The 25555-nt window shown below is 68.5% G+C and carries 25 protein-coding genes; 6 read left to right on the top strand and 19 right to left on the bottom strand.

What is annotated here, in order from left to right; genetic code table 11:
• Positions 1-24: 24 nt before the first annotated feature.
• From MOQ72_RS13275 to MOQ72_RS13285, 3 genes are read right to left on the bottom strand one after another with little or no spacing between them, the layout of a single operon-like run.
• Positions 25-996, bottom strand: a complete 972-nt coding sequence (locus tag MOQ72_RS13275; protein ID WP_242183654.1) for a tripartite tricarboxylate transporter substrate binding protein — start codon at positions 994-996, stop codon at positions 25-27.
• Positions 993-2531, bottom strand: a complete 1539-nt coding sequence (locus MOQ72_RS13280) for a tripartite tricarboxylate transporter permease (RefSeq protein WP_242183656.1) — start codon at positions 2529-2531, stop codon at positions 993-995. The genes MOQ72_RS13275 and MOQ72_RS13280 overlap by 4 nt, the downstream gene beginning before the upstream one ends.
• A gap of 5 nt (positions 2532-2536) precedes the next feature.
• On the bottom strand, positions 2537-3076 hold the full coding sequence (locus MOQ72_RS13285; protein WP_242183658.1) for a tripartite tricarboxylate transporter TctB family protein: 540 nt from the start codon (positions 3074-3076) through the stop codon (positions 2537-2539).
• Positions 3077-3355: 279 nt separating this feature from the next.
• Here MOQ72_RS13285 and MOQ72_RS13290 point away from each other — a divergent pair, with 279 nt between their 5' ends.
• On the top strand, positions 3356-4084 hold the full coding sequence (locus MOQ72_RS13290; RefSeq protein ID WP_242183660.1) for an IclR family transcriptional regulator: 729 nt from the start codon (positions 3356-3358) through the stop codon (positions 4082-4084).
• Here the strand turns inward: MOQ72_RS13290 and MOQ72_RS13295 are convergent.
• The 5 genes from MOQ72_RS13295 to MOQ72_RS13315 are packed head-to-tail and all read right to left on the bottom strand — an operon-like array spanning position 4059 to position 8807.
• Positions 4059-5279: an MFS transporter gene (locus MOQ72_RS13295; protein ID WP_242183662.1), complete on the bottom strand. Its 1221-nt coding sequence runs from the start codon at positions 5277-5279 to the stop codon at positions 4059-4061. The genes MOQ72_RS13290 and MOQ72_RS13295 overlap by 26 nt on opposite strands.
• Before the next feature lie 10 nt (positions 5280-5289).
• On the bottom strand, positions 5290-6348 hold the full coding sequence (locus tag MOQ72_RS13300; RefSeq protein ID WP_242183663.1) for an ABC transporter substrate-binding protein: 1059 nt from the start codon (positions 6346-6348) through the stop codon (positions 5290-5292).
• Between the two features lies 1 nt (position 6349).
• Entirely contained in the window at positions 6350-7213 is an 864-nt protein-coding gene (locus MOQ72_RS13305; RefSeq protein WP_242183666.1) for an ABC transporter permease, read from the bottom strand.
• Positions 7210-8052, bottom strand: coding sequence for an ABC transporter ATP-binding protein (locus MOQ72_RS13310; RefSeq protein WP_242183667.1), 843 nt, complete (start codon positions 8050-8052; stop codon positions 7210-7212). Before MOQ72_RS13310 ends, MOQ72_RS13305 begins: the two co-directional genes overlap by 4 nt.
• A complete protein-coding gene (locus tag MOQ72_RS13315) occupies positions 8049-8807 on the bottom strand; it encodes an isochorismatase family protein (RefSeq protein WP_242183668.1) in 759 nt (252 codons plus the stop codon). Before MOQ72_RS13315 ends, MOQ72_RS13310 begins: the two co-directional genes overlap by 4 nt.
• Positions 8808-9000: 193 nt before the next feature.
• On the opposite strand from MOQ72_RS13315, the gene MOQ72_RS13320 reads away from it, so the two are divergent.
• The 4 genes from MOQ72_RS13320 (at position 9001) to MOQ72_RS13335 (ending at position 13131) form a co-directional block, all read left to right on the top strand.
• Complete coding sequence (locus MOQ72_RS13320; protein ID WP_242183669.1) at positions 9001-9738, top strand: GntR family transcriptional regulator; 738 nt, start codon at positions 9001-9003, stop codon at positions 9736-9738.
• Between the two features lie 524 nt (positions 9739-10262).
• Positions 10263-11048: an ABC transporter ATP-binding protein gene (locus MOQ72_RS13325; RefSeq protein ID WP_242183670.1), complete on the top strand. Its 786-nt coding sequence runs from the start codon at positions 10263-10265 to the stop codon at positions 11046-11048.
• Positions 11033-12709 carry a hypothetical protein gene (locus MOQ72_RS13330; protein ID WP_242183671.1) on the top strand — a complete coding sequence of 559 codons (1677 nt, stop codon included), beginning with the start codon at positions 11033-11035 and terminating at the stop codon, positions 12707-12709. Before MOQ72_RS13325 ends, MOQ72_RS13330 begins: the two co-directional genes overlap by 16 nt.
• 65 nt (positions 12710-12774) lie before the next feature.
• A complete protein-coding gene (locus MOQ72_RS13335; protein ID WP_242183672.1) occupies positions 12775-13131 on the top strand; it encodes a DUF6968 family protein in 357 nt (118 codons plus the stop codon).
• Between the two features lie 7 nt (positions 13132-13138).
• Here the strand turns inward: MOQ72_RS13335 and MOQ72_RS13340 are convergent, their stop codons facing one another.
• Together MOQ72_RS13340 and MOQ72_RS13345 are read right to left on the bottom strand one after the other, a co-directional pair.
• Complete coding sequence (locus MOQ72_RS13340) at positions 13139-13474, bottom strand: hypothetical protein (RefSeq protein WP_242183674.1); 336 nt, start codon at positions 13472-13474, stop codon at positions 13139-13141.
• Positions 13475-13510: 36 nt separating this feature from the next.
• Positions 13511-14014, bottom strand: a complete 504-nt coding sequence (locus tag MOQ72_RS13345) for a MarR family winged helix-turn-helix transcriptional regulator (RefSeq protein WP_242183721.1) — start codon at positions 14012-14014, stop codon at positions 13511-13513.
• A gap of 164 nt (positions 14015-14178) precedes the next feature.
• Here MOQ72_RS13345 and MOQ72_RS13350 point away from each other — a divergent pair, with 164 nt between their 5' ends.
• Positions 14179-15135 carry an NAD(P)/FAD-dependent oxidoreductase gene (locus MOQ72_RS13350; protein WP_242183722.1) on the top strand — a complete coding sequence of 319 codons (957 nt, stop codon included), beginning with the start codon at positions 14179-14181 and terminating at the stop codon, positions 15133-15135.
• On the opposite strand, the gene MOQ72_RS13355 is transcribed toward MOQ72_RS13350, so the two are convergent.
• From MOQ72_RS13355 to MOQ72_RS13390, 9 genes are all read right to left on the bottom strand, one after another.
• The gene (locus MOQ72_RS13355; RefSeq protein ID WP_242183676.1) at positions 15122-16387 is read right to left on the bottom strand and encodes an aspartate aminotransferase type Ic; all 1266 of its coding nucleotides are present in this window, start codon (positions 16385-16387) and stop codon (positions 15122-15124) included. The two genes, MOQ72_RS13350 and MOQ72_RS13355, sit on opposite strands and share 14 nt — an antisense overlap.
• A gap of 66 nt (positions 16388-16453) precedes the next feature.
• Positions 16454-19006, bottom strand: coding sequence for a sensor histidine kinase (locus MOQ72_RS13360; protein ID WP_242183677.1), 2553 nt, complete (start codon positions 19004-19006; stop codon positions 16454-16456).
• Between the two features lie 49 nt (positions 19007-19055).
• Entirely contained in the window at positions 19056-19676 is a 621-nt protein-coding gene (gene kdpC / locus MOQ72_RS13365; RefSeq protein ID WP_242183678.1) for a K(+)-transporting ATPase subunit C, read from the bottom strand.
• Positions 19676-21790 carry a potassium-transporting ATPase subunit KdpB gene (kdpB, locus tag MOQ72_RS13370; protein WP_242183679.1) on the bottom strand — a complete coding sequence of 705 codons (2115 nt, stop codon included), beginning with the start codon at positions 21788-21790 and terminating at the stop codon, positions 19676-19678. The genes kdpC and kdpB overlap by 1 nt, the downstream gene beginning before the upstream one ends.
• Before the next feature lie 15 nt (positions 21791-21805).
• The gene (gene kdpA / locus MOQ72_RS13375; RefSeq protein ID WP_242183680.1) at positions 21806-23518 is read right to left on the bottom strand and encodes a potassium-transporting ATPase subunit KdpA; all 1713 of its coding nucleotides are present in this window, start codon (positions 23516-23518) and stop codon (positions 21806-21808) included.
• Positions 23518-23610, bottom strand: coding sequence for a K(+)-transporting ATPase subunit F (gene kdpF / locus MOQ72_RS13380; protein ID WP_242183681.1), 93 nt, complete (start codon positions 23608-23610; stop codon positions 23518-23520). Before kdpF ends, kdpA begins: the two co-directional genes overlap by 1 nt.
• A complete protein-coding gene (locus MOQ72_RS13385; RefSeq protein WP_242183682.1) occupies positions 23598-23750 on the bottom strand; it encodes a potassium transporter Trk in 153 nt (50 codons plus the stop codon). The genes kdpF and MOQ72_RS13385 overlap by 13 nt, the downstream gene beginning before the upstream one ends.
• 343 nt (positions 23751-24093) lie before the next feature.
• Positions 24094-24165, bottom strand: a complete 72-nt coding sequence (locus MOQ72_RS45550) for a 50S ribosomal protein bL37 (protein ID WP_372495354.1) — start codon at positions 24163-24165, stop codon at positions 24094-24096.
• A gap of 379 nt (positions 24166-24544) precedes the next feature.
• Positions 24545-25453, bottom strand: a complete 909-nt coding sequence (locus MOQ72_RS13390; protein WP_242183723.1) for a VWA domain-containing protein — start codon at positions 25451-25453, stop codon at positions 24545-24547.
• Positions 25454-25555: the final 102 nt, after the last annotated feature.

Raw genomic sequence — 25555 nt, forward strand, 5'->3', positions numbered from 1 at the left:
TTGCGCACTCACGACCGTCGGTGCTCAGCCGATCGTCTTGATGACTTCGCGGAGGTTGTTCTCCTGCTGGGCCCACAGCGCCGAAAGCTGTTGGCCGTCCAGGAATTTCACCTGCATGCCGACCTTCGCGTTCGCCTCCTGGTACTTCGGGTCGGCGCTGACCTCGCGCATCGCGTTCTCCAGGCTCGCCCGCGCCTGCTCCGGAGCGTCAGCGGCCATCGTGACGCAGAAGTACGAGTCGGAGAGCAGGTCGACACCCTGCTCCTTGGCGGTGGGCACGTCCGGGAGGTACGGGCTGCGCTGGTCGGCCAGCGCAGCCAGGATCCGGAACTGCCCCGCCTTGTACTGCGCCTGGAGTCCGGTTAGGCCGCCGCTGAAGAAGTCCACCTGCTTGCCGAGCAACGCGGTCACCTTCTCCGACGCGCCGTCCACCACAACGGTGTTGAAGTTCGCCGAAGCCGCGCGCGCGAAGTTCGCGTACGCCACGGTGTCGTCGCTGAGCGCGCCGTCCGCGGCGGCGTTGACCTTGCCTGGCCGGGCGTGGATGTCGTTGAGCAGGTCGGAAAGCGTTCGGTACGGCGAATCGGCGTGCACCGCGATGACGTTCGGGGTGTATCCGGTGCAGCCGACCAACGAGAAGTCCTGCCGCGAGTAGTTCGCCTGCGCGTTCGGGTAGAGGTACTTCAGCGCGGTGGGCAGGTTGACGTTCGCGATCACGTTGGTGTCCTTCTTGGCCAGCAGCTCGTTGATGGCGAGCTGTCCGCCGGAGCCGGGCTTGTTCACCACCTGGAACTTGGCGCCGGATTTCTGCGACAGCTCGTCGGCGAGGATCCGCGCCCAGGTGTCGGTCGTGCCGCCCGCGGACAGCCCGAGCAGCAGCTGAACGGTGTCGCCCTGCTTCGGGTAACCGCCCTGGTCGGAGTTGCTGAGCGTGCCGCAGGCGCTCAGGCACAGCAGTGCTGCGCTCAGCGCGGCGGCCAACGGGGTTCGCTTCATCGCGTCTCCAGTTCTTCGGGGGACTGCTCCCGGTGTCCGACGACGTCGGCGGTGCGCCGACGCGCCAGACCTCGGGCGGTCTTGACCGCCTTGACCACGATGGTCAGCACGATCAACAGGTAGGCCGTCACGGCGACCGGGCTGGTGAAGAATCCGGCGAAACTGCCCTGGTGGATGGAAAGGGCCCGGCGGAAGTTCTCCTCCAGCATCGGACCGAGCACCAACGTCAGCGCCGCTGGCGCCAGCGGGACGTCCAAGCGGCGCAGCACGAGTCCGACCAGTCCCGCGATCCACATCACCGCGATGTCGAAGACGCGGTTGTTGATGGTGTAGGCGCCGACGGTCATGAAGCCGAGGGTGAGCGCGTAGAGCACCATCGGCGGGACCCGCAGCACCGCCACCCACATCCGGACCATCGGCAGCGCCATGATCAGCAGGATGACGTTGGACACCGCCAAGCTGGCGATGAAACCCCAGGCGACCTCGGGTTGCTGGGCGAACAGCAGCGGTCCGGGCTGCAGGCCGTTGATGGTGAAGGCGCCGAGCAGGATCGCCATCGTCGCGGACGACGGGATGCCCAGCGTCAGCAGCGGGATGAAGTTCGAGATGGCCAGCGCGTTGTTGGCGGTCTCCGGACCGGCGACGCCCTGGATGGCGCCCCTGCCGAAGCGGTGCGGAGTTTTCGACACTCGCTTCTCGACGGCGTAGGACGCGAACGAGCAGGCGGCCGCGGGGGAGCCCGGCACCAGGCCGAAGAAGAACCCGATCCCGGTGCCACGGGCGATGGCGCCGAGGCTGTCCCGGAAGTCCTGCCAGCTCAGCCGAACCGAGCCGATCTTGCCGGAGAAGTCGACCGTGGTGCGGCTGCCGATGTGTTCGAGGATTTCGGCGAGTCCGAACAGGCCCATGATCACCGCGACGAACTCCACCCCGTCGCGCAGTTCGATGATGCCCATCGTGAAGCGCGGCGCACCGGTGACCAGGTCGAGCCCGATGGCGCCCACGAACAGCCCCAGCAGCGCCGACACCAGGCCCTTGACCACCGACCTGCCCGCCAGCCCGATGACCAGGCCGAGCGCCAGCAGGCTGAGCGCGAAGAGTTCGGGCGGGCCCAGCGCCAGCGCCAGGTCGGCGAGCTGGCTGGCGAAGACCATGCCGACCAGCGCGACCATGCCGCCGATGAACGACCCGATCGCGGCGATCGACAGCGCTTTGCCCGCCTGGCCGCGTCTGGTCATCTCGTAGCCGTCCAGGCAGGTCGCCACGGAGGCGACCTCGCCGGGCACCCGCAGCAGCACGGAAGTGATCGTGCCGCCGTACATGGAGCCGTAGTAGATGGCCGAGATCATCACGATCGAGGCGGTGGGACCGACGACGAAGGCCAGCGGCAGCAGCAGCGTGGTGGCCGCGGACGGGCCGAAACCCGGCAGCACGCCGGTGATCATGCCCAGTGCGCAGCCGAGCACCGCGTAGCTGAGGTTCTGCGGGGTCAGGACGTGGGAGAAACCCAACGCCAGATCGCTGATGATGTCCATCGGCCTCACAGCCCCAGCAACTGGATGATGTTCAGCGGGTCCGGCAGCACGATGCCGAGCGCGTTCGCGCCGTAGGCGGTGCCGAGCACGCCGACCGCGGTCGCGGGCAACGCGATCCAGATCCGACTGCGGGCGATGAAGATCAGCAGCCCGGCGACGTAGACCGTCAACGAGATCAGGTAGCCGACCGTTTCCAACAGCAGCAGCGGGACCAGGGTCCAGGCGACGACGAACGCGATGCGCCGGAACCCGGCGGAGTCGATGGGCGGCTGCTCGTCGATCGGTGCGTCCGCATCTTCGGGGTCGTCCGCGGGCGTCGCATTCTCTTGCTGGGCTTGGCTTTCCGCTCCGGTGATCAGCCAGGTCAGCGAGACGAGCAGCAGCCCACCGGAGATGATCGCCGGATACATGCCCGGTCCCGGCCGGTTCCCGTCGAAGAATCCATAACCGAGCGAAACGGTCAGCAGCAGCACCGACAGTGCGAGCAGCACGCCTGCCGCGATCCGTTCGGCGATGGGGCGTTTTCCGCGTACGGCGACCGGCATCACGGCTCCTGTGGACGGAAGAACGCGCGGTGGTCCGCACGAAGATTCCTAAATGGACGTCCGAGATTCGTCCGGGCAACCGAGAAGTCCGGGCTATGCGGGGGAATTGGACAGATCAAGGCTGCTCGCATCTCCTCTCCGTTGAGAGACGCATGGCGTTCACACGGACGGACCCAGGTCATCGGCTCGGTGTCGCCATTGGTGGGAGCCAGGCGGTGGCTCGGCAAACGCTAAGCCATGACTCTCAATATGAACAACACATTCTTGTAGAGTGAGAGGATGGCGACGAGTGCTGATCGGGCGTTGGACCTGCTCGACGAGATCGCGGCCCGGCCCGCGCCGACCGGCTTGATGGAGTTGGCCACTGCGGCGGGTTTGGACAAGAGCACGGCGTCTCGGCTGCTCGCGGTGCTGTGCGGCCGGGGATTGGTGACGCGCGACCCGGACACCCGCCGGTACGAACCCGGTCCCGCGCTGCTGCTGTTGGCCACCCGCGTGCTGGACAACTCGCCGCTGCGGGCCACGGCGCACAGCCACCTGCAACGGCTGCGGGATGCCAGCGGCGAGACGGTGACGCTGCAACTGCGGGTCGGCCTGCAACGGGTGTGCGTCGATGGCGCGGACAGCTCGCAGCCGGTGCGCCGCGTCGCGCACATCGGCGAGGCCAACCCGCTCTACGTGGGCGTCACCGGCAAGGTCATCACCGCGTTCCTGCCGTCGGAACAGGTCGCCTCGGTGCTTGCCGACGGTGCCTCAGCCGGACGGGACATGAGCCGCCTGCCGCGCGAGCTGGAGCTGATCCGCCGCCGCGGTTACCACGCGAGCATCGGCGACAAGGGCGTGGGCATCGCCGGGATCTCCGCGCCGGTGCTGACTTCTCGCGGGGTGATCGCGGGTCTGACGGTCAGCGGACCGCACGACCGCTGGACCGTGCCGCGGATGGAGGAGTTCGCCCCGACGCTGCTCGCCGCGGCCCGCGAAGTCAGCACCGCGCTGGGCGGCCGGTAGCGCGGTTCCTGGTCAGCGCGGCGAACGCGAGTGCCGCACCTACTCCGGACACCGCCAGCACGATGATCGGGATCGACATCCCGAACCGCTCGTAGAGCCAGCCGAGCAACACCGGACCCAGCACCGTCGCCAGATCGCCGCAGGTGCGGAAGATGCCGGTGGCCACGCCGATGCGGTTCGGCGGCGCGTGGTCGGCCAGCATCGCCGCTGGCAGCGGCCCGCTGATCGCGGTCAGGGCGCCGACCACCAGCAGCACGCCGAGCAAGCCCATCGGTTCGTCGACCGCCAGGTACAACCCGGTGGCAGCGCCGCTGGCCAGCAGCGACGCCGCGAGCACCGGCCGTCGGCCGAACCGCTCGGCCAGTTGCACGGTCAGCGGCAGCAGCAACAGCGACAAGCCGGTCACCACGCCCAACCCCAGCCCGAACAATTGCGGCGAAACACCGATCCGCTCGTAGGCGATCAGCGGAACCAGCGACTGCTGGCCGCCGAACCGGGCGAAGAAGACCGCGAAACCCACGATGTTCACCGCCAGCAACGCGTTGCTGGCCAACGACCGGGGTGGCGGCGCGTCGTCGAAATCCGGCGGCGTGGCGCCATCCTGCGCCGTCGGCCCGTCGTCGGGTCGGATCAGCGCCCAGCAGACGAAAATCGCGGCGGCCCCGCCCGCGAGGCCGAATACCAGCGTCGGACCGCCGAGCGCCATCGCCAGACCGCCGAGTGCGGGCCCGCCCGCCCCGCCGACCAGCTGCATCGCCTGCAACGTCGCCATGTCGCGACCACGCCGCCACTTCGGCGTGCGCTGCGCCAACAAGGTCTGTCCGCTGGTGATCGCCACCGCGCCGAGCACCCCGTTGACCACGCGCGCTGCGACCAGCTGCGCCAGCGAGGTGACGAAGCCGGTCGCGACGGTCACGACCACCACACCAGCAACCGAGATCAGCAGCAGGTGCCGCGCTGGCACTCGGGCCAACAGCAGCCCCGCTGGCAGGTTCGCCAGCAGCCGACCGACCCCGAAGATCCCGACCACCAGGCCGAGCATCGCCGGTCCGGCACCGAAGGACGCCGCGTACACCGGCAGCACCGGGACGACCGAGCCCCAGGTCATCTGGGTAGCCGCGACGAGCCCGCAGCAGATGACCAACTGCTCCCGCCGAAGCCCGACCGGCAGCAGCCGTTGTTGCGTTGTGCTCATCGGCCGAGGACTACTTCGGGGCGGCGGCCCGGACGAACTCCGGGTCGACGACATCCGCGTAGGTCACCGGCTTGTCGCCGTCCTTGAGCACACCCGCGCGGCGCACCACGTTCAACGCCGTGGCCACGGCCGGTTCGGTGATGTCGCCGGAGTACTCCCACAACTGGTCGGCGTAGGCCCGTTCCAGGGTGGCCTCGACGACCTCCGGCGGCAGGTTGCTGAACTGCTTCTTGGCGACCTCGGTCGCGGCCTGCCGATCGTCGCGGACCACCGCGAGCGCCTCCAGCATGCCCTGCACGAACTTCCGGGTGGTCTCCGCGCCGTCGCCGGTCGCGGTGTCCATCCGGACGTTGACGGTCGAATAGGCGTAAGGGCCGAGCCCATTCGGCGGGCTGAAGAACGGTTCCTGCCAAACACCCTGCCGCACGCCCTGCGCCAACACCGGATCGGCGACCACCGCGACGTCGGCTTGGCCCTGCGCCACGATGCTCATCGGTGCGGCGGCGTCCACCGCCTCGATGAGCTTCACATCGGATGCCTGCAACCCGCCCTCGGCCAGCACGTAGCGCAGGATCGAGTTCGGGGTACCGCCGTAGGCACCGGTCACCACGCGCTTGCCGCGCAGGTAGCTCGCGACCGACCGCACGTCGGTCATCGGCGGCGCGGGTTGCCCGGCAGCCGCGGTGAAGTACACGTTGCCCCGGTTGACCACGTTGACCACTGCCTTGATCGCCGCGCTCTGCGACGGGTTCTGCGCCTGCACGAAGCCGTTGTGCTCGGGACCGCCGATGAAGCCCCAAGCCTGCCTGCTGAGCACGGCGTTGGTGTGCGCGGCGCCGCCCTGCAAGGTCAGCGCGCGCACGTTGAGGCCGTGCTTGGCGAAGATGCCCCGGTCGATGCCGACGTACAGGGGCAGGTAGCCCAGGCTGTGCGCGGGCTCGGCGATGACCAGCTCACCGGAGTCGCCGCCCGAAGCCGCACCGCAGCCGGTCAGCACCAACGCCGCGGCGGCGCTGGCCGCCGCGAGCCGCAGTACCGCGCGGCGCGAGCCGTACCACATAGGCCGCATGTCAATTGCCTCCGTGCAGTAGTTGGGCGCGCAGTCGGCGCTCCACGAGTCCGACGACCAGGTACAACACCAGCGAGAGCAGTGCGAGGATGACCACGCCGACCCAGATCAGCGAGATGTCGTACACCGTGCCCGCGTAGACGACCAGTCGCCCGAGCCCGCGCTCGGAGCCGATGTACTCGCCGACGATCGCGCCAGCGAGCGCGAGCCCGATGGTGACCCGCAGCCCGGAGATGATCCACGGCATCGTGCCGGGCACCACGACGCTGCGGAACACCTTCCACCTGCTCGCCCCGAGGCTGTTGAGCATCCTGGTCAGGTCGGGGTCGATGGCGCGCACCCCGGCGGCGGCGTTGAGCGCCTGCACCGCGACCACCAGCGCGGTGGCCATCGCGATCTTCGAAGAGATCCCGATGCCTAGCACCAGCACCACGATCGGCGCCAACGCGAGTTTCGGAATCGCCTCCAGCGCCACCACGAACGGCTCGGCGACCTTGGCGTAGGTCCGCGACCACCAGAAGGACAGGCCGATGGCCACGCCGAGCACGGTGCCGAGCGCGAATCCGGCGATGGCGCTGCCGAAGGTGTAGGCGGTGTCGCTGATCAGCGTGGCCGACGAGAACTGCTGCACGGCCTTGGCCCAGATCTCGCTCGGCATGGACCAGAAGAACGGATCGACCACGCCCAACCGCGCGCACCACTCCCAGCCGCCGACGGCGGCCGCGATCACCACCACGCGCAGCAGGATCACCACCGCCCGGTTGGGTGGCGCGGCACGGCGTTCCTTGCGCGGTCGAACCTTGTCCCTGGAGCCGAGCAGTTCGTCCAGAGTGGACAGCACCTGGGAAGGTGTGCTGGCGGTCATCGCGGTTCCTCTGCTCGCTTGGCTTCCCGCAGCAGCGCGCGCACCCGCGCCCGGATCGCGGTGAACTCCGGCGTGCTGGAGAGGTCCGGATGGTGCTGCCGGGGCTTGGGCAGATCGACCGGCACGGTGTCGATCACCCGGCCGGGCCGACCGGAGAGCACGTAGATGGTGTCGGACAGGTAGACGGCCTCGTCGATGTCGTGCGTGACGAACACGATCGTCTTGCCGAAGTCGGCCTGGATGTCCAGCAACCAGTTCTGCATCTGCTCCCTGGTCTGCGCGTCCAGCGCGGCGAACGGCTCGTCGAGCAGCATCACGTCCCGGTGGAACAGCAGGGTGCGCAGCAGCGCGGCGCGCTGCCGCATGCCACCGGAGAGCTGCGCGGGATAGGAGTCGACGAACTCGCCCAACCCGTAGTGCCCCAGCAGCGGGCGGGCCAACTCCGCGGCCTGCTTCCTGGGAACTCCGCAGACCTCCGCGGCGAGCACCACGTTGTCCAGCACGGTGCGCCAGGGCAGCAGCATGTCCTTCTGCAGCATGAACCCGACCAGGCCGGTCTTGCCCGTGGTGTCCTGCCCGCCGATGAGCACCGAGCCACCGCTGGGCCGCTCCAACCCGGCGATGATGGAGAACAGGGTGCTCTTGCCGCACCCCGAGGGGCCGACCACCGAGACGAAGCCGCCAGCGGGCACGTGCAGGTCGATCGGCGCCAGCGCCGGGACCTCCTCGACGCGCTTGCGCGCGACCTGCCGCTGGTAGACCTTGCTGACGCCGTCGATCCGCAGGTCGGCGCCTCGGGAAGTGGTTGCGCGCGTGGGAGTTTCGGTCAGCGCGGTCATGGTGCGGCGACCAGTTCGGCGTCCTTCGCGGGCGTGGCGGGCGCGATCCGACCGGCGAAGAGGTCCGAGGGCAGCCCGGCGAGGTAGGCCAGGCCGGTTTCCAGGTTGATCACGTCCGCGTACTTGGCGTTCATGTCGAAGAGATTGATCGCGTGCGAGGCTTCGCCGCGGTCGAAGGTGCCTTCCTCGACGATGCTGACCCGCAGGTTGTTGGAGAACGCGTCGATGACGCTGGCCCGCACGCAGCCGCTGGTGGTGGTGCCGACCACCAGCAGCGAGTCGACGGCCAGTTCGGTGAGGTAGCTCATCAGCGCGGTGCCGAAGAACGCGCTGGGCTTGGTCTTGGCGATCAGCACGTCCTGCGGTTGCGGGGCGATCTCGGCGACGATGGTGTTGCCGTCGACGTCGGGAACGTGGGAGTCCTCGCTGTTGCGGCTGTTGCGCCACAAGCCCCGGCCGAAGCCGTCCGGGCGGCGGTCGACCCCGGTGCTGTAGAAGATCGGCACGTTCTTCTCGCGAGCGCCCGCGAGCAGTTCCGCGATCGCCGCAACGCCCTGCCAGCCCTCCTCGCCGCAGCTGTTGTGCCAGTTCTTGATCGACTCCAGGATCGGCTGCGGCTCGTGCCCTACGAAGGCGTAGTTGACGTCGACGACCAGCACCGCGGGACGTTCGCCCATGCCCAGGTAGGTGCCGTAGCCGGACGCCGCGAAGACCTGGCGATCACGTTCGGTGAGGTATTCGTCCCAGATTTTCATCTGCGCGCTCCCTGTCGTTGCCCAGCGTTTTCCGGGGTTGGCAGCGAACGCTAAGTTCGGCTATTTGCGCTGGCTTCTCGCCGCCGTAACGCTGGCGCTACGCCACGAAACTCGCCCGTGTCGGCCCTGTGACCAGCAAATATGTGACCAGGTAAGCGAACAACTCCACCAATTCTGCTCGTATGCTCCTGGTATGGAGATCAGCGCCTCGCGGCCCCGGCGGCGCCACATCGCCCGACGAGCGCGGGATTTGCTGCGCGAGGATGTGAGTTCCGGCCGGTGGATTCCCGGTCCGCTGCCGTCGGAAGAGGCGTTGGCGTCGTCGCTGTCGGTGTCGCGCAACGTGGTTCGCGAGGCCTTGGCCATGCTCGTCGGCGAAGGGCTGTTGGACAGGGTTCCCGGCGCTGGCACGTTCGTCATCTCGCGCAAGGCGATTCACCGCTTCGACATGCTGCGCGCGTTGGGCGAGGACGCTGGCGAGGACACCGCGGTGCGACGGCGGACCATCACCTTGGAGACGGTTCCGGCCGCCGAGCAGGTGGCCGCGTCGCTAGGCGTGCGAGCCGGTGACCCGGTGCTGCTGCTGGAGCGCGTGACACTGGTGCGGGACACCCCGACGGCGCTGTGGACCACCTATCTGCCGCACCACCTCGCCAAGCCGCTGCTGGACCGCGACCCGCCACCAGCGGAGAACGCCTACCAGATCATCGAATCGTTGGGGCTTGAGCTGGGTTCGTCGGAGGTGCAGACCGAGGCGGTGGCCGCCGACCCGGTGGTGGCCGAACTCCTGGAGGTCCCGACGGGCTGGCCCCTGTTGCTGCTGCGCCGAACTCTGCGGCTGGTCGACGGTGTGGCGGTGGACGTGGGCACCGGTTACATGCGAGGCGACCAGGTCGTCCTGACCACCCACCTGTCCCGAGCTCGGAGCTGAGCACCCGGTCGTGAGTGCGAAAGCGGGCTCCAACCCGGCTACGCACTCACGACCCCATTCAGGTGAGAGGTGAGGGGCACCTTTTGCGTGAATTGGTGTGCGTGGTGCTGAGTCTTGCGAGTGGTTCGTTGGGTCGGAACCGGCGTGTTCACCCACGAGCGGGTGCGGTGCGAGCCGCTTGGGGTCGTGAGTGGTTGTGGTCGCTCTGGCGACCGTTACCACTCACGACTCCGAGGCGAGCTCCAATCCGCGTGCCTTTTAAGTTGGGAAAAGGTGCCCCTCACCTCGTTCCCATCGCCCCCTGTGGTGCCCGCGCGGGGTCGGTCGAAGGCGGTATTCGGTTGTTCGTTGTTTGTCTTATTTGTCTTGTTTGTCTTGTTTGTCTTTTTAGGTGGTAATGTTCTGGTGCTTTTCGATGATCCCGACGGCGAACTGGTCGTCGGGTAAGTCGCTGATTTCCTCGTCAACGCGGTCGCCAGCCAGCCGACCAAGCAGCATCGACCACTGCAGAACGGATCGCAGACATGAGCTCGGCAACCGCGGCCAGCCAGCAGGTGGCCTTCCAATTGGCGGCGCTGACCAAGAGGTTCTCCGGCAACATCGCCGCTGATCAGGTCAGCCTCGACGTGCCGCCGGGCTCGCTGACCGGACTGGTCGGCCCGAACGGTGCGGGCAAGAGCACCTCGCTGGCGATGGCGGTCGGGTTGCTGCGCCCCGACTCCGGAACCGCCCTGGTGCACGGTGTCGACGTGTGGCGGGATCCGATGCGTGCGAAGGCGATGCTCGGTGTGCTGCCCGACGGCCTAGCGCTGCCGGAGCGGCTGACCGGCGCGGAGTTGCTGCGGCACTGGGGCGCGCTGCGGCGAATGCCCAGGGCCGAGGTCCGGGAACGGGCGCTGGAGTTGATGGAGGTCCTCGAACTCGACGGTGCCGAACGCGAGGGACGGCTGGTCATCGAGTACTCGACGGGGATGCGGAAGAAGATCGGCCTCGCGACCGCGCTGCTGCACTCGCCACGAGTGCTGGTGCTGGACGAGCCGTTCGAGGCGGTGGACCCGATTTCGGCCCGAGTGCTGCGCCGGATCCTGCGGCGGTTCGTCGACGCTGGCGGCTCGGTCGTCATCTCCTCGCACGTGATGGCCACCGTGGAAAACCTCTGCGACCGCGTCGCGATCATCGCCTCGGGCCAGGTGTTGGTGGCCGGGCCGCTGGACGAGGTGCGGGCTGGCACCACCCTCGAAGACGTCTTCGTGCGCTTGGTCGGCGAGCCTGCGCAACGGGAGCAGGAGCTGACGTGGTTGGGGAACTGATCCGGCTGCGGTTCGCCGTGCAACGGCACACGCTGCCGTGGAAGCGCCGCCTCGGCGGAGCGCTGGGCGTCCTCGCGGCGGCGGCGACCTGGGCGGCCGTCGCGATCTCCTCGGCCGGAGCGCGTTCGGACGTCATCACCTTCGTACTGCTGATCTGGCTGGTGGGATGGCTGGTCGGGCCGATCCTCACCTCCGGGGCGAGCGTGTTGCGACCGGAGTACTTCAGCCTGCTGCCGCTGCCGCCGCGTCGGCTCGGATTAGGTCTGCTGGCTTCAGTTTTCGTCGGTGTCGGTGGTGTGGTGACCGCTCTCGCGCTGACCGCGATCATCGGCCACGCGCTCCTGGCCGCCGCGTTGCTGGCCGTGGTGGTGGCGGTCGTCGTGACCGCGCTCTACTTGGTTCTGGTCATCTCGCTGTCGCGGATCGCCTACGCGCTGCTCGGGGCGGCGATGCGCACCCGGCTGGGCGTGGAGATCGCCGCCATCCAATACGGGCTGCTGCTGTCGAGCCTGTTCGCCGGTTGGCTGATCATCTGGCCAGTGCTCTCCTCGATGCCGGGATTCCTGCGCGACGGCTTCGGTTCCGCCCCGGCTGGTGCGGTGCTCGGCTGGACACCGGCTGGCTGGCCGATCCGGGCGGTGGATGCGGCGGCGAACGGCGATTTCGGCGCGTCTGCCGCCTGGCTCGCGCTGCTGGCCTGCGCCGCGCTTCTGTCGGTGCTGGTCGCGACGGCGCTGCTGAGACCGTTCGTCGGCAATCGAACCATCGCGCGCAGGCGACGGCCCATTGGCAGCCGGGTCTTCGAACGCCGCGGTCTGCTACCGGAAAGCGCCTTCGGCGCGGTCGTCGGCAAGGAACTGCGCACCTGGCTGCGGGACCCGTGGCGCAGCCTCGAACTACGCGCATCGCTGTGGTTCGGGATCTTCCTCGCCGTTTACTCGACGATCGGGGGACTGCCGCAGCTCAGCTGGCTCGGTGGCGTGGCGGTCGCGTTGATCTCCGCGATCAGCGCCGCGAACCTCTACGGCCAGGACGGCACGGCGCTGTGGCAGCTCGTGGTCACCGATGGCCAGGACGTGATCCGGGCCGATGTGCGCGGCCGACAGGTCGGCGTCGTCGTCGCCTACGGTCTGCCCGCGGTCGTGCTCGCGGCGGCGTTGATGGCGATCAGCGGCAGTTTCGAGTTCGCCGTGCCGGTGGCGACGCTCATCATCGTGCTGCTCGGCGTCGGCAGCGGACTTTCGGCGCTGCTGTCGGTGATCGCGGTGACGCCGGGCGTCGATCCGCACCGAAGGGTGAATCCCAGCGATGCGGGGGAGAACCAGTTGGTCGGCCAGTTGGGGCTGTACGCCGCGGCAGTGCTCAGCGCGCCCGCTGCGACCGTCGCGATCATCCTCATGGTCGCCCCGAACATCCTGCCGCCGTGGGCTCCGCTGGCCGCGCCGGTCCTGGCGCTGGTCAACGCTGCGGTGGTGGCCTTCGCGCTAGGCGATGTCGCGGCCAGGCGACTGCGCGTCCGCCTACCCGAGACCTTCGCCCGACTGCGCTACCCAGGAGTCCCGTTCGTCGGCGAAGAAGGCGGCGGACTCCTCGGATCGCTGGAGCGGGCGGCCGAAAAAGAGGCCATCGCCGCAACCCGAACCCGCGAGACCAAGAACTGAAAGTCGAATGTGCACAATTGCCACACGTGGTTTCGCGTTGGGATGTCGATGAGTTGAGGGCGCGTATGAGGACAAGCTACGAACTCGGCGAGACGGTAGCCGAGCGGCAGCTGGATGCCGTCGCCGAAGACGGAAGACGCGCGCCGGTTGTGGTGAAGATCGGCAAGCCGCTACCAGACCCGTTGCCCGGTGGGGATTGGTACTGCCCCCGGCAGATTCTGGGGCTGGGTGACGAGACCGTGGAGGCGACCTTCGGTGTTGATTCCCTGCAGGCGTTCTTGCTGTGCGTGTACACCTTGCGGCTGAAGCTGTCGCAGCGCGCGCAGGACGCATCGGTCCAGCTGGATTGGTTGGGACTGCCGGACCTCGGCCTGAAAGTCGACCCGGAAGTGCAGAAGGTCCTCCCCCCGACCGCGAGCTGATCCAGCCTCACGAAATCTTCGGCGGCACCTCAAGACTGACCAGCACTCCGTTGGTGCACCGCCACGGGCCGCCATCTTCTGGAGGCGGCTCAGACCGCAAGGATTTCGGTGCGCGCAAGACGCTGCTGAGAACGGCGGTGCCCTCGACCACCCGCCAACGGCGGCCGAACAGCCGACATTCCCACGACACCAGCCAGACCTCGTTGATCCGCCCACCGCTTGGTGGGCCTTTCGGAAACCGGCGGCTGTGGTGGTTTTCGTAGAGCACCCCGGCGAGCGTGATGTCTGCTGGCAGCGGTCTCGGAGCCCGCACGGCCACCGAGACGCCGCCGACTCTGGCCACGGCGGGGACGGTTTCCTCATTCCAGCCGCTCCGCGGTCATTGGGGGTTTTGGGTGTTGAGTTGGGACTCCATGGTTTCGGCGAGACGGGTCAGGGCGTCGATCACGTTCTTCCGGTTCCTTCCGAGATCCCTCAGGAGTTTCCCGTGGGCTTCGAGCTCGCGCGGGAACAGGTCATCGATGATGTTCTCGCCGGTGGGGGTCATGCTGATCAGCGCAGCTCGTCGGTCCGCCGGGTTGACCTCGCGGGTGATCAGACCTCGTTTTTCCAACTTTGCCAACGTTTTGCTGACTCCGGCTCGGGACATGCCGAGCCGGGTGGCGAGGCGACCGGCGGTCACCGGGGCGTCCGCGTGCCGGAGCGGGACGAGCAGTTCCACCTCGGCCGTGGTCAACGCAGCACCGTCGTAGATCTCCTCGACCGCTCGATCGAGCAGTCCGGTGATGCGCTTGACCAGCGCCACCACCTCCATCGGCGACGTGTCGAGACCTGGGTTGTGCTTACCCCAGAGCTCCTGGGTGCGTGCCTGGAGGGGAAGCATGGTCACCTCTTTTGTTAACCAGCGAACTACCTGCTACCTTTTTATCGTAACCTGCGGTTCCGAGGTGGGGCAGCGTGGATCGCTGCCGGTCCGCCAGTTGCGCGACCGCGTTCATTCCCGGCACGACAACGGACGTCGTTGGCCTGCCCGGCGCAGCCACGAATGTGGAGGAGATTGCGGTGGAGTACGACGTGGTCGTGGTCGGAGGCGGCGCGGCAGGGCTGAGCGCGGCGATGATGCTGGCCCGGTCCCGCCGCCGGGTGGTGGTGATCGACGCTGGTGAACCGCGAAACGCTCCCTCGGCGCATCTGCACGGATTCCTGTCCCGCGACGGCATGCACCCCGCGGATCTGTTGGCGGCGGGCTGGGACGAGGTGCTCGGGTACGGCGGCGAGGTGATCAAGGATCGAGCGCAGGGCATCGAGCGGGTTGACGAGCACGGCTTCCTCGTGCGGCGCTACGGCGGACCGGAACTGGCCACCCGCGCGGTGCTGGTGGCCACCGGTCTGCACGACGACTTGCCGGAAATCCCCGGCCTGCGCGAGCGATGGGGCGCCGACGTGCTGCACTGCCCGTACTGCCACGGGTACGAAGTGCGCGACGCGCCGATCGGCGTGCTGGGCGGGGACAATCGGCCGTTCACGCTGCACCAGGCGTCGCTCGTGCGGCAGTGGTCCGCCGACGTGGTGTTCTTCCCGAACCGGATCGTCCTGGACGCCGAGGAGCGTGAACGGCTGGTCGCCCGAGGCATCCGGATCGTTGCCGGGGAGGTCGTCCGGCTGGCGGGACGGGACGGGGAGCTGCGCGTGGCACTCGCAGACGGCCAGGAGGTGGCGAGGTCGGCGGTGTTCGTCGGGCCGCGCTTCGTGCCGCGGGACGAATTGCTCACCGGCCTGGGCTGCGAGGTCGGCGAGAACGGTTGGGTGGTCGTCGATCCCGCGGGCCGCACCAGCGTGCCGGGGGCCTGGGCGGCGGGCAACGTGGTGGCCGAGGCCGCCCAGCTGATCGGTGCGGCCAGCGCGGGATCGGTCGCCGCTATCGCGATCAACCACTACCTGCTGGCGCAGGACGTCGACCGGGCGGTAGCGGAGCACCGCCGAGCCGCACCTAGCGAGCCGTGAGCTTTTCCGCCGCCGCGAGGAGAACGCAGGTGGCCAGCGCGCGGGTGGCGGCGGTGAGCTCGTCGATCGGCGGGAAGCTCGGCGAGATCCGGATCGTGCGATCGGCCGGGTCGTTGCCGTACGGGTGCGTGGCGCCAGCGGGCGTCAACGCGACCCCGGCGTCCTTCGCCAGCGCCACCACGCGGGAGGCGCACCCGTCGAGCACGTCGAGACTGATGAAGTACCCGCCGTCCGGTCGAGTCCAGGACCCGACACCGGAATCGCCCAGCCGCTCGGTGAGGATCTCGTGCACCGCGTCGAACTTCGGCCGCAGGATCGCCGCGTGCTCGTCCATGTGCGCCCGCACCGCATCCGCGTCGGGCAGGAACCGGGCGTGCCGGAGTTCGTTGACCTTGTCCGGACCGATCGTGCGCTTCTGCAAGTGGGCGAGCAGCCACTCGACGTTCGCGGGTGATCCGCCGAAGAACGACACTCCACTGCCCGCGAGCGTGATCTTCGAGGTGGAGGCGAACAGCAGTGGCCGGTCGGGGCTGCCCGCCTCGGTGGCCAGCGCCAGCACGTCCGCGATCTCCGCCCGCGTCTCGCCGTGGTGGTGCAAACCGTAGGCGTTGTCCCAGAACAGCCGGAAATCGGGCGCCGCCGTCGGCATCGAAGCCAGCCCGCGCACCACTTCGTCGGAATAGCTGATCCCGGTGGGGTTGCTGTACTTCGGCACGCACCACATGCCCTTGATCCGGGCGTCACCAGCGGCGAGTTCCCGCACGGTCGCCAGATCCGGGCCGTCGTCGTTGAGCGGCACCGGGATCATCTCGATGCCGAACCGTTCGCAGATCCCGAAATGCCGGTCGTAGCCGGGCACCGGGCACAGGAACGCGACCGATGGCGCGTCCACCCAGCGGGGGCCGTCGGTGGTGCCGTTCAGCAGCGCGTTGACCACGCAGTCGTGCATGACCGCGAGGCTGGAGTTGCCGCCGGTGATCAGCTGGTCGGCCGGAACACCGAGCAGCGGCCCCCAGATGGCCCGCAGTTCCGGCAGTCCCTGCAGCCCGCCGTAGTTGCGCGCGTCGGTGCCATCCGCCGTGCGGAACCCGTCCTCGCCGGGCAGCCCCAGCAGCGGATTGGCCAGGTCGAGCTGCGCGGCGGACGGTTTTCCCCTGGTGAGGTCGAGCGAAAGTCCCTCGTCGAGCAGTCGCTTGTAATCGGCGCGGTACTGCTCCAGACGAGCGCTCAGGTCTTCGGTACCAAGTGCCATCCGGCTCACCTTCCTCGGGGCGACACGACGAGCTTGTCACCGCGTCCAACTCGACCGACGCGCGGGTCAGCGGTCCGTGGCACTCGGGTGGGGTGCGGCGGCAACGGGTAGGGACACCACGATGGTCAGCCCGCCACCCGGCGTGTCTTCGGCGCGGATCTCACCGTTCATCGCCTCGACGAATCCCTTCGCGACGTGCAGCCCCAGGCCGATGCCCTTGTGGTTTCGGTCGTCCAGGCGTTGGAACGGGGCGAACAGCGCTTCCGCGGTGTACTTGGGCAGGCCGGGGCCGTGGTCGGCGATCCGGAGTTCCACGCGCGCCGCGTGTTCGCTGGCATGCACCAGCACATCGGGGTTTTCGTCGTGCACGCGACCGTAGGTCAACGCGTTGTTGAGCACGTTCGCCACGACCCGCTCCAGCAGTCCCGCGTCGGCGAGCACCGCGGGCAGCTGTTCGTTGACGTCGACGGTGACGAAGCGCCTGCCGTCCAGCGCGGCGAGGGCGCGCGCGACGACCTCGTCGTAGGTGATCGGATGCAGCAGCGGCACCACGGCTCCGGTGGCCAGGCGGGAGGAGTCGAGGAGGTTGTGCACCAAGGCGGTGAGCCGGTCGAGGGATTCGTCCATGCCGATCAGCAGTTCGCGGGTGTCGGTGTCGTCGAGTTCGACGTCCGGCGAGAGCAACGTGCTCACCGACGCCTTCATCGACGACAGCGGTGTCCGCAGGTCGTGGCCGATCGCCGACAGCAGCGCGGTGCGCAGCTGGTTCGCGTCCGCCCGGCGCTGTGTTTCCGCCGCCTCGTCGGCCATCCGCTGCTGTCGCAGCGCGATGAGAGCTTGGCCCGCGGCGGCTTCCAGCACGGTTTGGTCGGCGGCGGGCAGCGGACCGGAGCCGTCGCGCCCGCGCAGCGCGAGGTGCACTTCCGGACTGACTTCGACGTCGACATCGGACTCCGCTGGCTTGGCGCACGGATTCGGCCCGGTGCAGGCGGCGATCTGCCACCGGCCGTCGGTCTTCTCCAGCAGCGCCGCCGAGGATTGGCCGAAGTTCTCCACGATCTTTTCGAGCAGCCGTTGCAGCGGATTCGGGTCGGTGAGCACCGTGCGGGCGTACGAGGCCAGCAAGGCCGCTTCGGTGCGCGCTCGGGCGGCCTGGCTGGTCAGCCGGGCCGCGCGGTCGACCACGATCGCGACCATGACGCCGACGACGAGCATGACCCCGACCGTGACCACGTTCTCCGGGTCGGCGACAGCCAGCGAGTAGCGCGGCTCGGTGAAGAAGAAGTTCATCAACCCGCCAGCCAGCACGGCCGCGACGACGGCGGGCGCGGTGCCACCGACCAGCGCCACCAGCACGGTGGCCAGGATGTAGCCGCCGACGTCGGTGGACAGCGAGAGCTGGCTCTCCCACCAGTAAGCGGCCGCGGTGACGATCACCGGCAGCAGCACGGCCAGCGCCCAGCCCCAGACCTGCCGGGGCAGCGGGAGCGGGTTGCGGGGCGCGCGCGGGAAGCGCAGGCCCAGGCTGGCTTCGTCGTGGGTGACCATGTGCACGTCGATGTGGCCGGACTTCTGCACGGTGGTGGCCCCGATACCTTCCTCGAACACCCGTGCGAATCGGGGACGCCGGGACGTGCCGACGATCAGCTGCGTCGCATCCACGCCCCGCGCGAACTCCAGCAGCGCTTCGGACACGTCGTCGCCGACGACCGTGTGGAAGGTGGCGCCGACGTCTTCGGCCAGCCGACGGGCGCGGGCGAGGTTGGTCGGTGAGGTGCCTGCGAGCCCATCGCTGCGCAGGACGTGCACGACCAGCAGTTCGGCACCGGCCCGAGCGGCGATGCGCCGGGCTCGGCGGATCAGCGTTTCGCTCTCCGGGCCGCCCGTGACGGCCACCACCACCCGCTCGCGGGCTTCCCAGGTCTTGGTGATGTGCTTGTCCGCGCGGTAGCGCTGCAGGGCGACGTCGACCTGGTCGGCCACCCACAGCAGCGCGAGCTCCCGCAGCGCGGTGAGGTTGCCGGTGCGGAAGTAGTTGCCCAGCGCGGCGTCGATCTTGGTCGCCGGGTAGATGTTGCCGTGCGCCATCCGCCGCCGCAGCGCCTCCGGTGTGATGTCGACGAGTTCGATCTGCTCGGCCTTGCGCACCACCTCGTCCGGCACGGTCTCCCGCTGGCGGACCTCGGTGATCCGCTCGACCGCGTCGTTGAGGCTTTCCAGGTGCTGGATGTTGACCGTCGACAGCACCGTGATCCCCGCTTCGAGCAGCTCCTCGATGTCCTGCCAGCGCTTGGCGTTGCGGCTGCCGGGCACGTTGGTGTGGGCGAGCTCGTCGACCAGCGCGACCTCGGGGTTGCGCGCCAGGATCGCGTCGACGTCCATCTCGGTGAACTCGACACCCCGGTGCTGCATCCGGCGGCGCGGAACGACCTCCAGCCCTTCCAACTGCTCGGCGATCTTCGCCCGACCATGGGTCTCCACGAACCCGACCACCACATCGGTCCCTCGGGACAACCGGCGGTGGGCCTCCCCGAGCATGGCGTACGTCTTGCCGACGCCGGGCGCCGAGCCGAGGTAAATGCGCAGCTCACCGCGCCGTGTTGAGGTGGTGCCAGTCACCCGTCCAGTGTGCTACGCCGATCGGTGCATGCCCATCGGCGCGCGTGGCCTATCGCGGCAGGGCGTCCAGGGCGAGGTTGAGGTTGAGGACGTGCACCGCCGGTTCGCCCAGGAAGCCCAGGTCCCGCCCGTCGGTGTGCTCGTCGACCAGGCGCTGGACCTGGTCGAGGGCGAGCCCGCGGGCCTGGGCGACCCGAGGAGCCTGGAGGCGGGCGTTGGCCACCGAGATGTGCGGGTCCAGGCCCGAGCCGGAGCCGGTGACGGCGTCCACCGGGACCGGCGTGTTCGGGGCCAGGCGGTTCTCGGCGCGGTAGGCGGCGACCCGCTGCTGGATGCCCTCGTACGACTCGTCGTCGGCGGTGGCCGGATCGTCCGGAGCGCCGTAGAGCAGTTCGCCGTTGGTGGGGCCGAGGTTCGAGCCCGAGCTCGCCGTGGCGTCGTAGCCGTCACCCGCGTCGGAGTGGCGCGGGTGGAAGTACTGGGGCTGGGTGAAGGGCTGGCCGATCAACTTCGAACCGACGGCCCGGCCGTCCCGTTCCACCACGGACCCGTTCGCCCCGTCGGGGAAGAACAGTTGCGCGATGCCGGTCACCACGAGCGGGTACACGCCGCCGGTGAGGACAGTGAACACCAGCACCATGAACAGTGCGGGCAGCAGTTGGCGTCGCATCAGGACACTCCCAGGGCCGCGAGGAGCAGGTCGATGAGCTTGATCCCGAGGAACGGCACGACGAGCCCGCCGAGCGCGTAGACCAGCAGGTTGCGGCGCAGCATCCCCAGCGCGCTCGCCGCCCGGAACTTCACCCCGCGCAGCGAGAGCGGGATGAGCGCGACGATGATCAGCGCGTTGAAGACGACCGCGGCCAGGATCGCCGAGTTCGGCGAGTTCAGCGCCATGATGTTGAGCCGGTCCAGCACCGGGAAGACGCCGGAGAACATCGCCGGGATGATCGCGAAGTACTTCGCCACGTCGTTGGCGATGGAGAAGGTGGTCAGCGCGCCGCGGGTGATCAGCAGCTGCTTGCCGATCTCGACGATCTCGATCAGCTTGGTCGGGTCGGAGTCGAGGTCGACCATGTTCCCGGCTTCGCGCGCCGCCTGGGTGCCGGTGTTCATCGCGACCCCGACGTCGGCCTGGGCGAGCGCGGGCGCGTCGTTGGTGCCGTCGCCGGTCATCGCGACCAGCCGCCCGCCGCGCTGCTCGGTGCGGATCAGCGTCAACTTGTCCTCCGGCTTGGCTTCGGCCAGGAAGTCGTCCACCCCGGCCTCCGCGGCGATCGCCCCGGCGGTCTGCGGGTTGTCCCCGGTGATCATCACCGTGCGGATGCTCATCCGGCGCATCTCGTCGAAGCGCTCCCGCATGCCCGCCTTGACGATGTCCTTGAGGTGGATGACCCCGAGCGCTCGGGCCGGTTGGCCAGTGACGTGCTCGGCCACCACCAGCGGCGTGCCGCCACTGGAGCTGATCCCGTCCACTGTGGATCCGACGTCCTCGGTGGGGTGGCCGCCGTTGTCGCGCACCCACTTCATCACCGCGGACGCCGCGCCCTTGCGGACCCGGCGGACGATGTCGCTGTCGGAGATGTCCACACCGGACATCCGGGTTTCCGCGCTGAACGGCACGAAGCGGGCGTGCGGCACGAAGCCCTCGTCGCGAGCGCGCAGGCCGTGCTCCCGCTTCGCCAGCACGACGATCGAGCGGCCTTCCGGGGTCTCGTCGGCCAGGCTGGCCAGCTGCGCCGCGTCCGCGATCTCCTCGACGGTCAACCCGCTCGCCGGTACGAACTCGGTCGCCTCCCGGTTGCCGAGGGTGATCGTGCCGGTCTTGTCCAGCAGCAACGTGTCCACGTCCCCGGCCGCTTCCACCGCGCGCCCGGACGTGGCGAGCACGTTGTGCTGCACCAGCCGGTCCATGCCCGCGATGCCGATCGCGGACAGCAGCGCCCCGATCGTGGTCGGGATGAGGCAGACCAGCAGCGCGACCAGCACGATCAACTTCTGCTGCGCACCGGAGTAGATCGCGAACGGCTGCAACGTCACTACCGCGAGCAGGAAGATCAGCGTCAACCCGGCGAGCAGGATGTTCAGCGCGATCTCGTTGGGGGTCTTCTGCCGGGCCGCGCCCTCCACCAGCGAGATCATCCGGTCCAGGAACGTCTCGCCGGGCTTGGCCGTGATCCGCACGGTGATCTGGTCGGACAGCACCCGCGTCCCACCGGTCACGGCCGAGCGATCCCCACCGGCCTCGCGGATCACCGGCGCGGACTCGCCGGTGATCGCCGACTCGTCCACCGACGCGATGCCCTCGATGACCTCGCCGTCCGACGGGATGATCTCGTCGGCCGAGATGAGGACGACGTCGCCGGTGGTCAGCTCCGCCGACCGAACTTCCTCGACCTCACCCGAACTCCGCCGACGCCGGGCCATCGTGGTGGCCTGGACCTTGCGCAGGCTGGCGGCCTGAGCCTTGCCACGCCCCTCGGCCATCGCCTCGGCGAAGTTCGCGAACAGCACGGTGAACCACAGGAAGGCCGTGACCAGCACGTTGAACACGTTCTCCGAGGCGGTAGCACGGCCGAGATCGCGGACGAAGAGGATCGTCGTCAACACGCTGCCGACCAGGACGACGAACATGACCGGGTTGCGGGCCTGCACCCGTGGGTTGAGCTTGCGCAGGCTGTCCACCAGCGCGGGGCGCACGATCACGGGGTCGAACAGCGACCGCTTGGTCGGCAGAAGTGTTGCGCCCTCGTCCGGCGTCCTGCGGGCAGCGCTGCTTTCCATGCTGTCGTCGTTCTCCTAAAGGGACAGTTGTTCGACGATTGGGCCTAGCGCGAGGGCAGGCACGAAGGTCAGGCCCGCGACGATGATCACGATTCCGAGGACCAGCACGGCGAACAGCGGCGTGTGCGTCGGGAACGTCGCGGCGCTTGCCGGTGCGATCTGCTTGCGGATCAGGGAGCCCGCGATGGCCAGCACCGGGATGATCAGGAAGAACCGCCCGACCAGCATCGACAGCCCGATTGTCGTGTCGTACCAGGGAGTTGACGCGGTCAGCCCGGCGAACGCCGAGCCGTTGTTGTTCGAGCCGGAGGTGAAGGCGTAGAGGATTTCGGACAGTCCGTGCGCGCCGGGGTTCTTCTGCGCGGCGACCGCGCTGCTGATCAGCACCGACGCGGCGGCGAAGGACAGCAATGCCAGCGGCATGGCGAGGACGTGCAGGACGACCAGTTTCATCTCGGTCGCCTGGATCTTCTTGCCGAGGTATTCCGGTGTCCGGCCGACCATGAGCCCGGCGACGAACACCGACAGGATCACCATGACCAGCAGCCCGTTGAGGCCGACGCCGGTGCCGCCGGGGCTGACTTCGCCGAGCATCATGTGGCTCAGCGGGATCATCCCGCCGAGCGGGGTGTAGCTGTCGTGCATCGAGTTGACCGAGCCGTTGGAGGTGCCGGTCGTCGACGCTGCCCACAGCCCGGACGCAGCGGCGCCGAAACGCACCTCCTTGCCCTCCAGGTAGCCGCCGGACTGCTCCGCGGTGGTCTGCTGGGTCACGCCCAGCGCGTCCAGTCGGGGGTTGCCGTTCTCCTCCAGGCCCATGGCCAGCAGGGACATGCCGAACCAGAGCACCGCCATGATCGTGAACACCGCGCGGCCCTGCCGCCGGTCGCCGATCAGGCGCCCGAAGGTGAAGGCGAGCGCGAACGGGATGATCAGGATGCACCAGTTCTCGACGAAGTTGGCGAACGTCGTCGGGTTCTCGAAGGGGTGCGCGGAGTTGACGTTGAAGAACCCGCCGCCGTTGGTGCCCAGCTGCTTGATCGCGATCTGGCTGGCGACCGGTCCGCCGGGGATCTGCTGCGCCGCACCTTCGAGCGTGCTGACCGGGGTGAACCCGCTGAAGTTCTGGATCACGCCCTGGCTCACCAGCACCAGTGCAACCACGATCGACAACGGGAGCATGATCCGCACGACGGTGCGGGTCAGATCCACCCAGAAATTGCCGAGCGTGGTGGCCCGCCTGCGCACCAACCCGCGGATGAACGCGGCCATCACGGCCATGCCGACCGAAGCGGACACGAAGTTCTGCACCGTCAGCCCGGTCATCTGGGTGAGGTGGCTCATCGTGCCCTCACCGCTGTAGGACTGCCAGTTCGTGTTGGTCATGAAGCTGATCGCGGTGTTGAACGCGACGTGGTCGGTGACCGCTGGCACGCCCGTCGGGTTGAGCGGCAACACCGCCTGCAGGCGTTGGATCGCGTACAGCACCAGGAACGACACCAAGCTGAACGCCAGCACTGACACCGCGTAGACCGTCCAGCGCTGTTCGCCTTCGGGCTGCACCCTGCACAGCCGGTAGATGACGCGCTCGACGGGCCGGAACACCCGGTCGCCCGGCGCCTTGCCCTCGTCGCTGTAGACCTTGGCCATGTACCAGCCGAGCGGGGGAGCGGTGACCAGCAGGACCGCGATCAGGACGGCGAACTGCAGCCAGCCAGCAACCGACATCAGAACCTCTCCGGGAACAGCAACGCCACCACGAGGTAGACCGCCAGGCCGACCGCGATCACCAGCCCGACGACGTTGTCTACGACTGCCACGACGTCTCGGCCTCTCCAACGGGCTCGGCCGTGGCCGCACCGATTTCGTCGCCGCGGATGATCCGCTCGCAGCCGCGCACGTACAGCAGGCTGAGACCGAAAAAGGCGAGTGCGACGAGTACCAGGACAACGTCAACCACGTGCCAGCACCTCCTCAAGCTCTCCGCGGCCGGGGTTTCAGTTGCGCCAGCGACGTGTCCGGTCGACGCGAATGCGGACAGCGCAGGTCGACGGCCGCGGTTCATGACACCGTGGCGACGTCGCGGCGGCCACCCGTGCGACTGTTGGGCGGCACGCCGCGCAGGTGGCGCTCAGACGTGGAATTCCGAGGCTCGGCAACCCGATGGCCCTTCTGGGCCGGGCAGGTCAGCACCACGAACTCCACTCGATCGAGTGATCATTTCGAGCGAGGACGTTGTGCCGCAGCGCAAAAAAAAGCGGCTCCGGCAGGTCAGAGGCTGCCGGAGCCGCGAACCGCCCCGCTCAGCTGGGGCGCTTTCCGTGGTTGGCCTTCTTCTTGCGCCGGGCGGCTTTCTTGCGTGCTCGCTTCGACACGACCGGATCCTTTCCAGATGCGACGGTGCAGCGGTGCTCGGGCGGATCAGGACAGCCCGGTGAGCCGCGCGCTGAGCTTCCACAACCGGTCGGCCGCACGCTGATCCTCGATGCGCTAGGGGGCGCGAGAAGTGCAGGAGAAGTGGATCAGCTCAGGGGCGATGAGCATGTCGGAGGCCCCGATAGCGCAGGACGAGGCCGCGCAACGCCGTGTGCCGGTCCGGCACACCACGCGCGACACGAAGCCCGTTCCTAGCCACGATGTTCATGCAACCGGAACAGCCTCTCGGGCACAAGCTCGCGGACGCGACCCCAACGAACCCTTATCGCATCGCGGTCTTGCAGCGGACCACTGTGGACTGTTCGGTTGCTCGCGTGGTCAGGGGAGGCGCTGACCGATGAGCAGGGACCACCCGGCGGCGATGAGCGCGGTCAGGGTGCCCAGGATCAGCCAGGGTTTGCTGGCGTCGGTGTGCTTGGTCTCGTAGCCGATCTGCTCGCTGAGGGTGTCGTAGACCCTGCGGAGTTCCGGTGCGCTGGCCGCTTCGTAGTACTCACCGCCGGAGAGCTTGGCGATCTCCTGCATCGCGGGGATGTCCGCCGGGACCGGTTCCTGCTTGCCATCGATCTCGACGGTGCCGTGTTGGGTGCCGAACGCGATGGTGGAGATCGGGATGTTGGCGTCCTTGGCTTCCCTGGCGCGGGTAAAGGACCCGTTGGGTGAGTTCTCGCCGTCCTGCGGGATGGTTTGCTTGCCGTCGCTCATCAACACGATGCGGGCCGGGGCTGGGCCGGTCGGGCCGCTGAGCATCTTGCCGAAGGAATCGATCGCGTTCATCGCGGCGTGCAGGCCGTCACCCGTGGCGGTGGCCTCGGACAGCTTCAGCGCGTCGACGGCCTGGATCATCGCGGTGCGATCGGTGGTGGGCATGACGAGCGTCGTCGCGGTACCGGAGAAGGCGACCAGACCGAGGTTGATGCCCGGCGTCATCTGCTGGACGAACCGTTTCGCGGCATCCTGGGCGGCCACCAACCGGTTCGGCTCGATGTCCGTGGCCTGCATGGATAACGACACGAGCAACACCATCGCCACCCCCAACAGCGCCACCGGCGCGTGCCGCAGCCATCCCCGCCGACGGGGCATGACCCGGTCCAGCATCGCCAGGTTGGCGAATCGCAGCACCCTGCGCCGTCGGCTGCGCTGCGCCAGCAGGTAGCCCACCACCAACGCGCCCAGCACGGCCAGCAGCAACAACCACCACGGCGAAGCGAACCCCGCCAAACTCAGGCCCAACCCGCACGCCACCCTTCCGAAACCGACCGCATCCACCACCGGCACGCCCATCGCCGATGGAACATCAGGATGCATAGAACCGCTGTGAAGTCACAA

Source organism: Saccharopolyspora soli, assembly GCF_022678645.1.
In the GTDB taxonomy this organism is placed as follows: Bacteria; Actinomycetota; Actinomycetes; order Mycobacteriales; family Pseudonocardiaceae; genus Saccharopolyspora; species Saccharopolyspora soli.

Bases quoted from the DNA above. Each gene is read 5' to 3' on its own strand.
- MOQ72_RS13275 (WP_242183654.1), bottom strand. From the start codon at position 996: ATGAAGCGAACCCCGTTGGCCGCCGCGCTGAGCGCAGCACTGCTGTGC.
- MOQ72_RS13280 (WP_242183656.1), bottom strand. From the start codon at position 2,531: ATGGACATCATCAGCGATCTGGCGTTGGGTTTCTCCCACGTCCTGACC.
- MOQ72_RS13285 (WP_242183658.1), bottom strand. From the start codon at position 3,076: ATGCCGGTCGCCGTACGCGGAAAACGCCCCATCGCCGAACGGATCGCG.
- MOQ72_RS13290 (WP_242183660.1), top strand. From the start codon at position 3,356: ATGGCGACGAGTGCTGATCGGGCGTTGGACCTGCTCGACGAGATCGCG.
- MOQ72_RS13295 (WP_242183662.1), bottom strand. From the start codon at position 5,279: ATGAGCACAACGCAACAACGGCTGCTGCCGGTCGGGCTTCGGCGGGAG.
- MOQ72_RS13300 (WP_242183663.1), bottom strand. From the start codon at position 6,348: ATGCGGCCTATGTGGTACGGCTCGCGCCGCGCGGTACTGCGGCTCGCG.
- MOQ72_RS13305 (WP_242183666.1), bottom strand. From the start codon at position 7,213: ATGACCGCCAGCACACCTTCCCAGGTGCTGTCCACTCTGGACGAACTG.
- MOQ72_RS13310 (WP_242183667.1), bottom strand. From the start codon at position 8,052: ATGACCGCGCTGACCGAAACTCCCACGCGCGCAACCACTTCCCGAGGC.
- MOQ72_RS13315 (WP_242183668.1), bottom strand. From the start codon at position 8,807: ATGAAAATCTGGGACGAATACCTCACCGAACGTGATCGCCAGGTCTTC.
- MOQ72_RS13320 (WP_242183669.1), top strand. From the start codon at position 9,001: ATGGAGATCAGCGCCTCGCGGCCCCGGCGGCGCCACATCGCCCGACGA.
- MOQ72_RS13325 (WP_242183670.1), top strand. From the start codon at position 10,263: ATGAGCTCGGCAACCGCGGCCAGCCAGCAGGTGGCCTTCCAATTGGCG.
- MOQ72_RS13335 (WP_242183672.1), top strand. From the start codon at position 12,775: ATGAGGACAAGCTACGAACTCGGCGAGACGGTAGCCGAGCGGCAGCTG.
- MOQ72_RS13345 (WP_242183721.1), bottom strand. From the start codon at position 14,014: ATGCTTCCCCTCCAGGCACGCACCCAGGAGCTCTGGGGTAAGCACAAC.
- MOQ72_RS13355 (WP_242183676.1), bottom strand. From the start codon at position 16,387: ATGGCACTTGGTACCGAAGACCTGAGCGCTCGTCTGGAGCAGTACCGC.
- kdpC (WP_242183678.1), bottom strand. From the start codon at position 19,676: ATGCGACGCCAACTGCTGCCCGCACTGTTCATGGTGCTGGTGTTCACT.
- kdpB (WP_242183679.1), bottom strand. From the start codon at position 21,790: ATGGAAAGCAGCGCTGCCCGCAGGACGCCGGACGAGGGCGCAACACTT.
- kdpA (WP_242183680.1), bottom strand. From the start codon at position 23,518: ATGTCGGTTGCTGGCTGGCTGCAGTTCGCCGTCCTGATCGCGGTCCTG.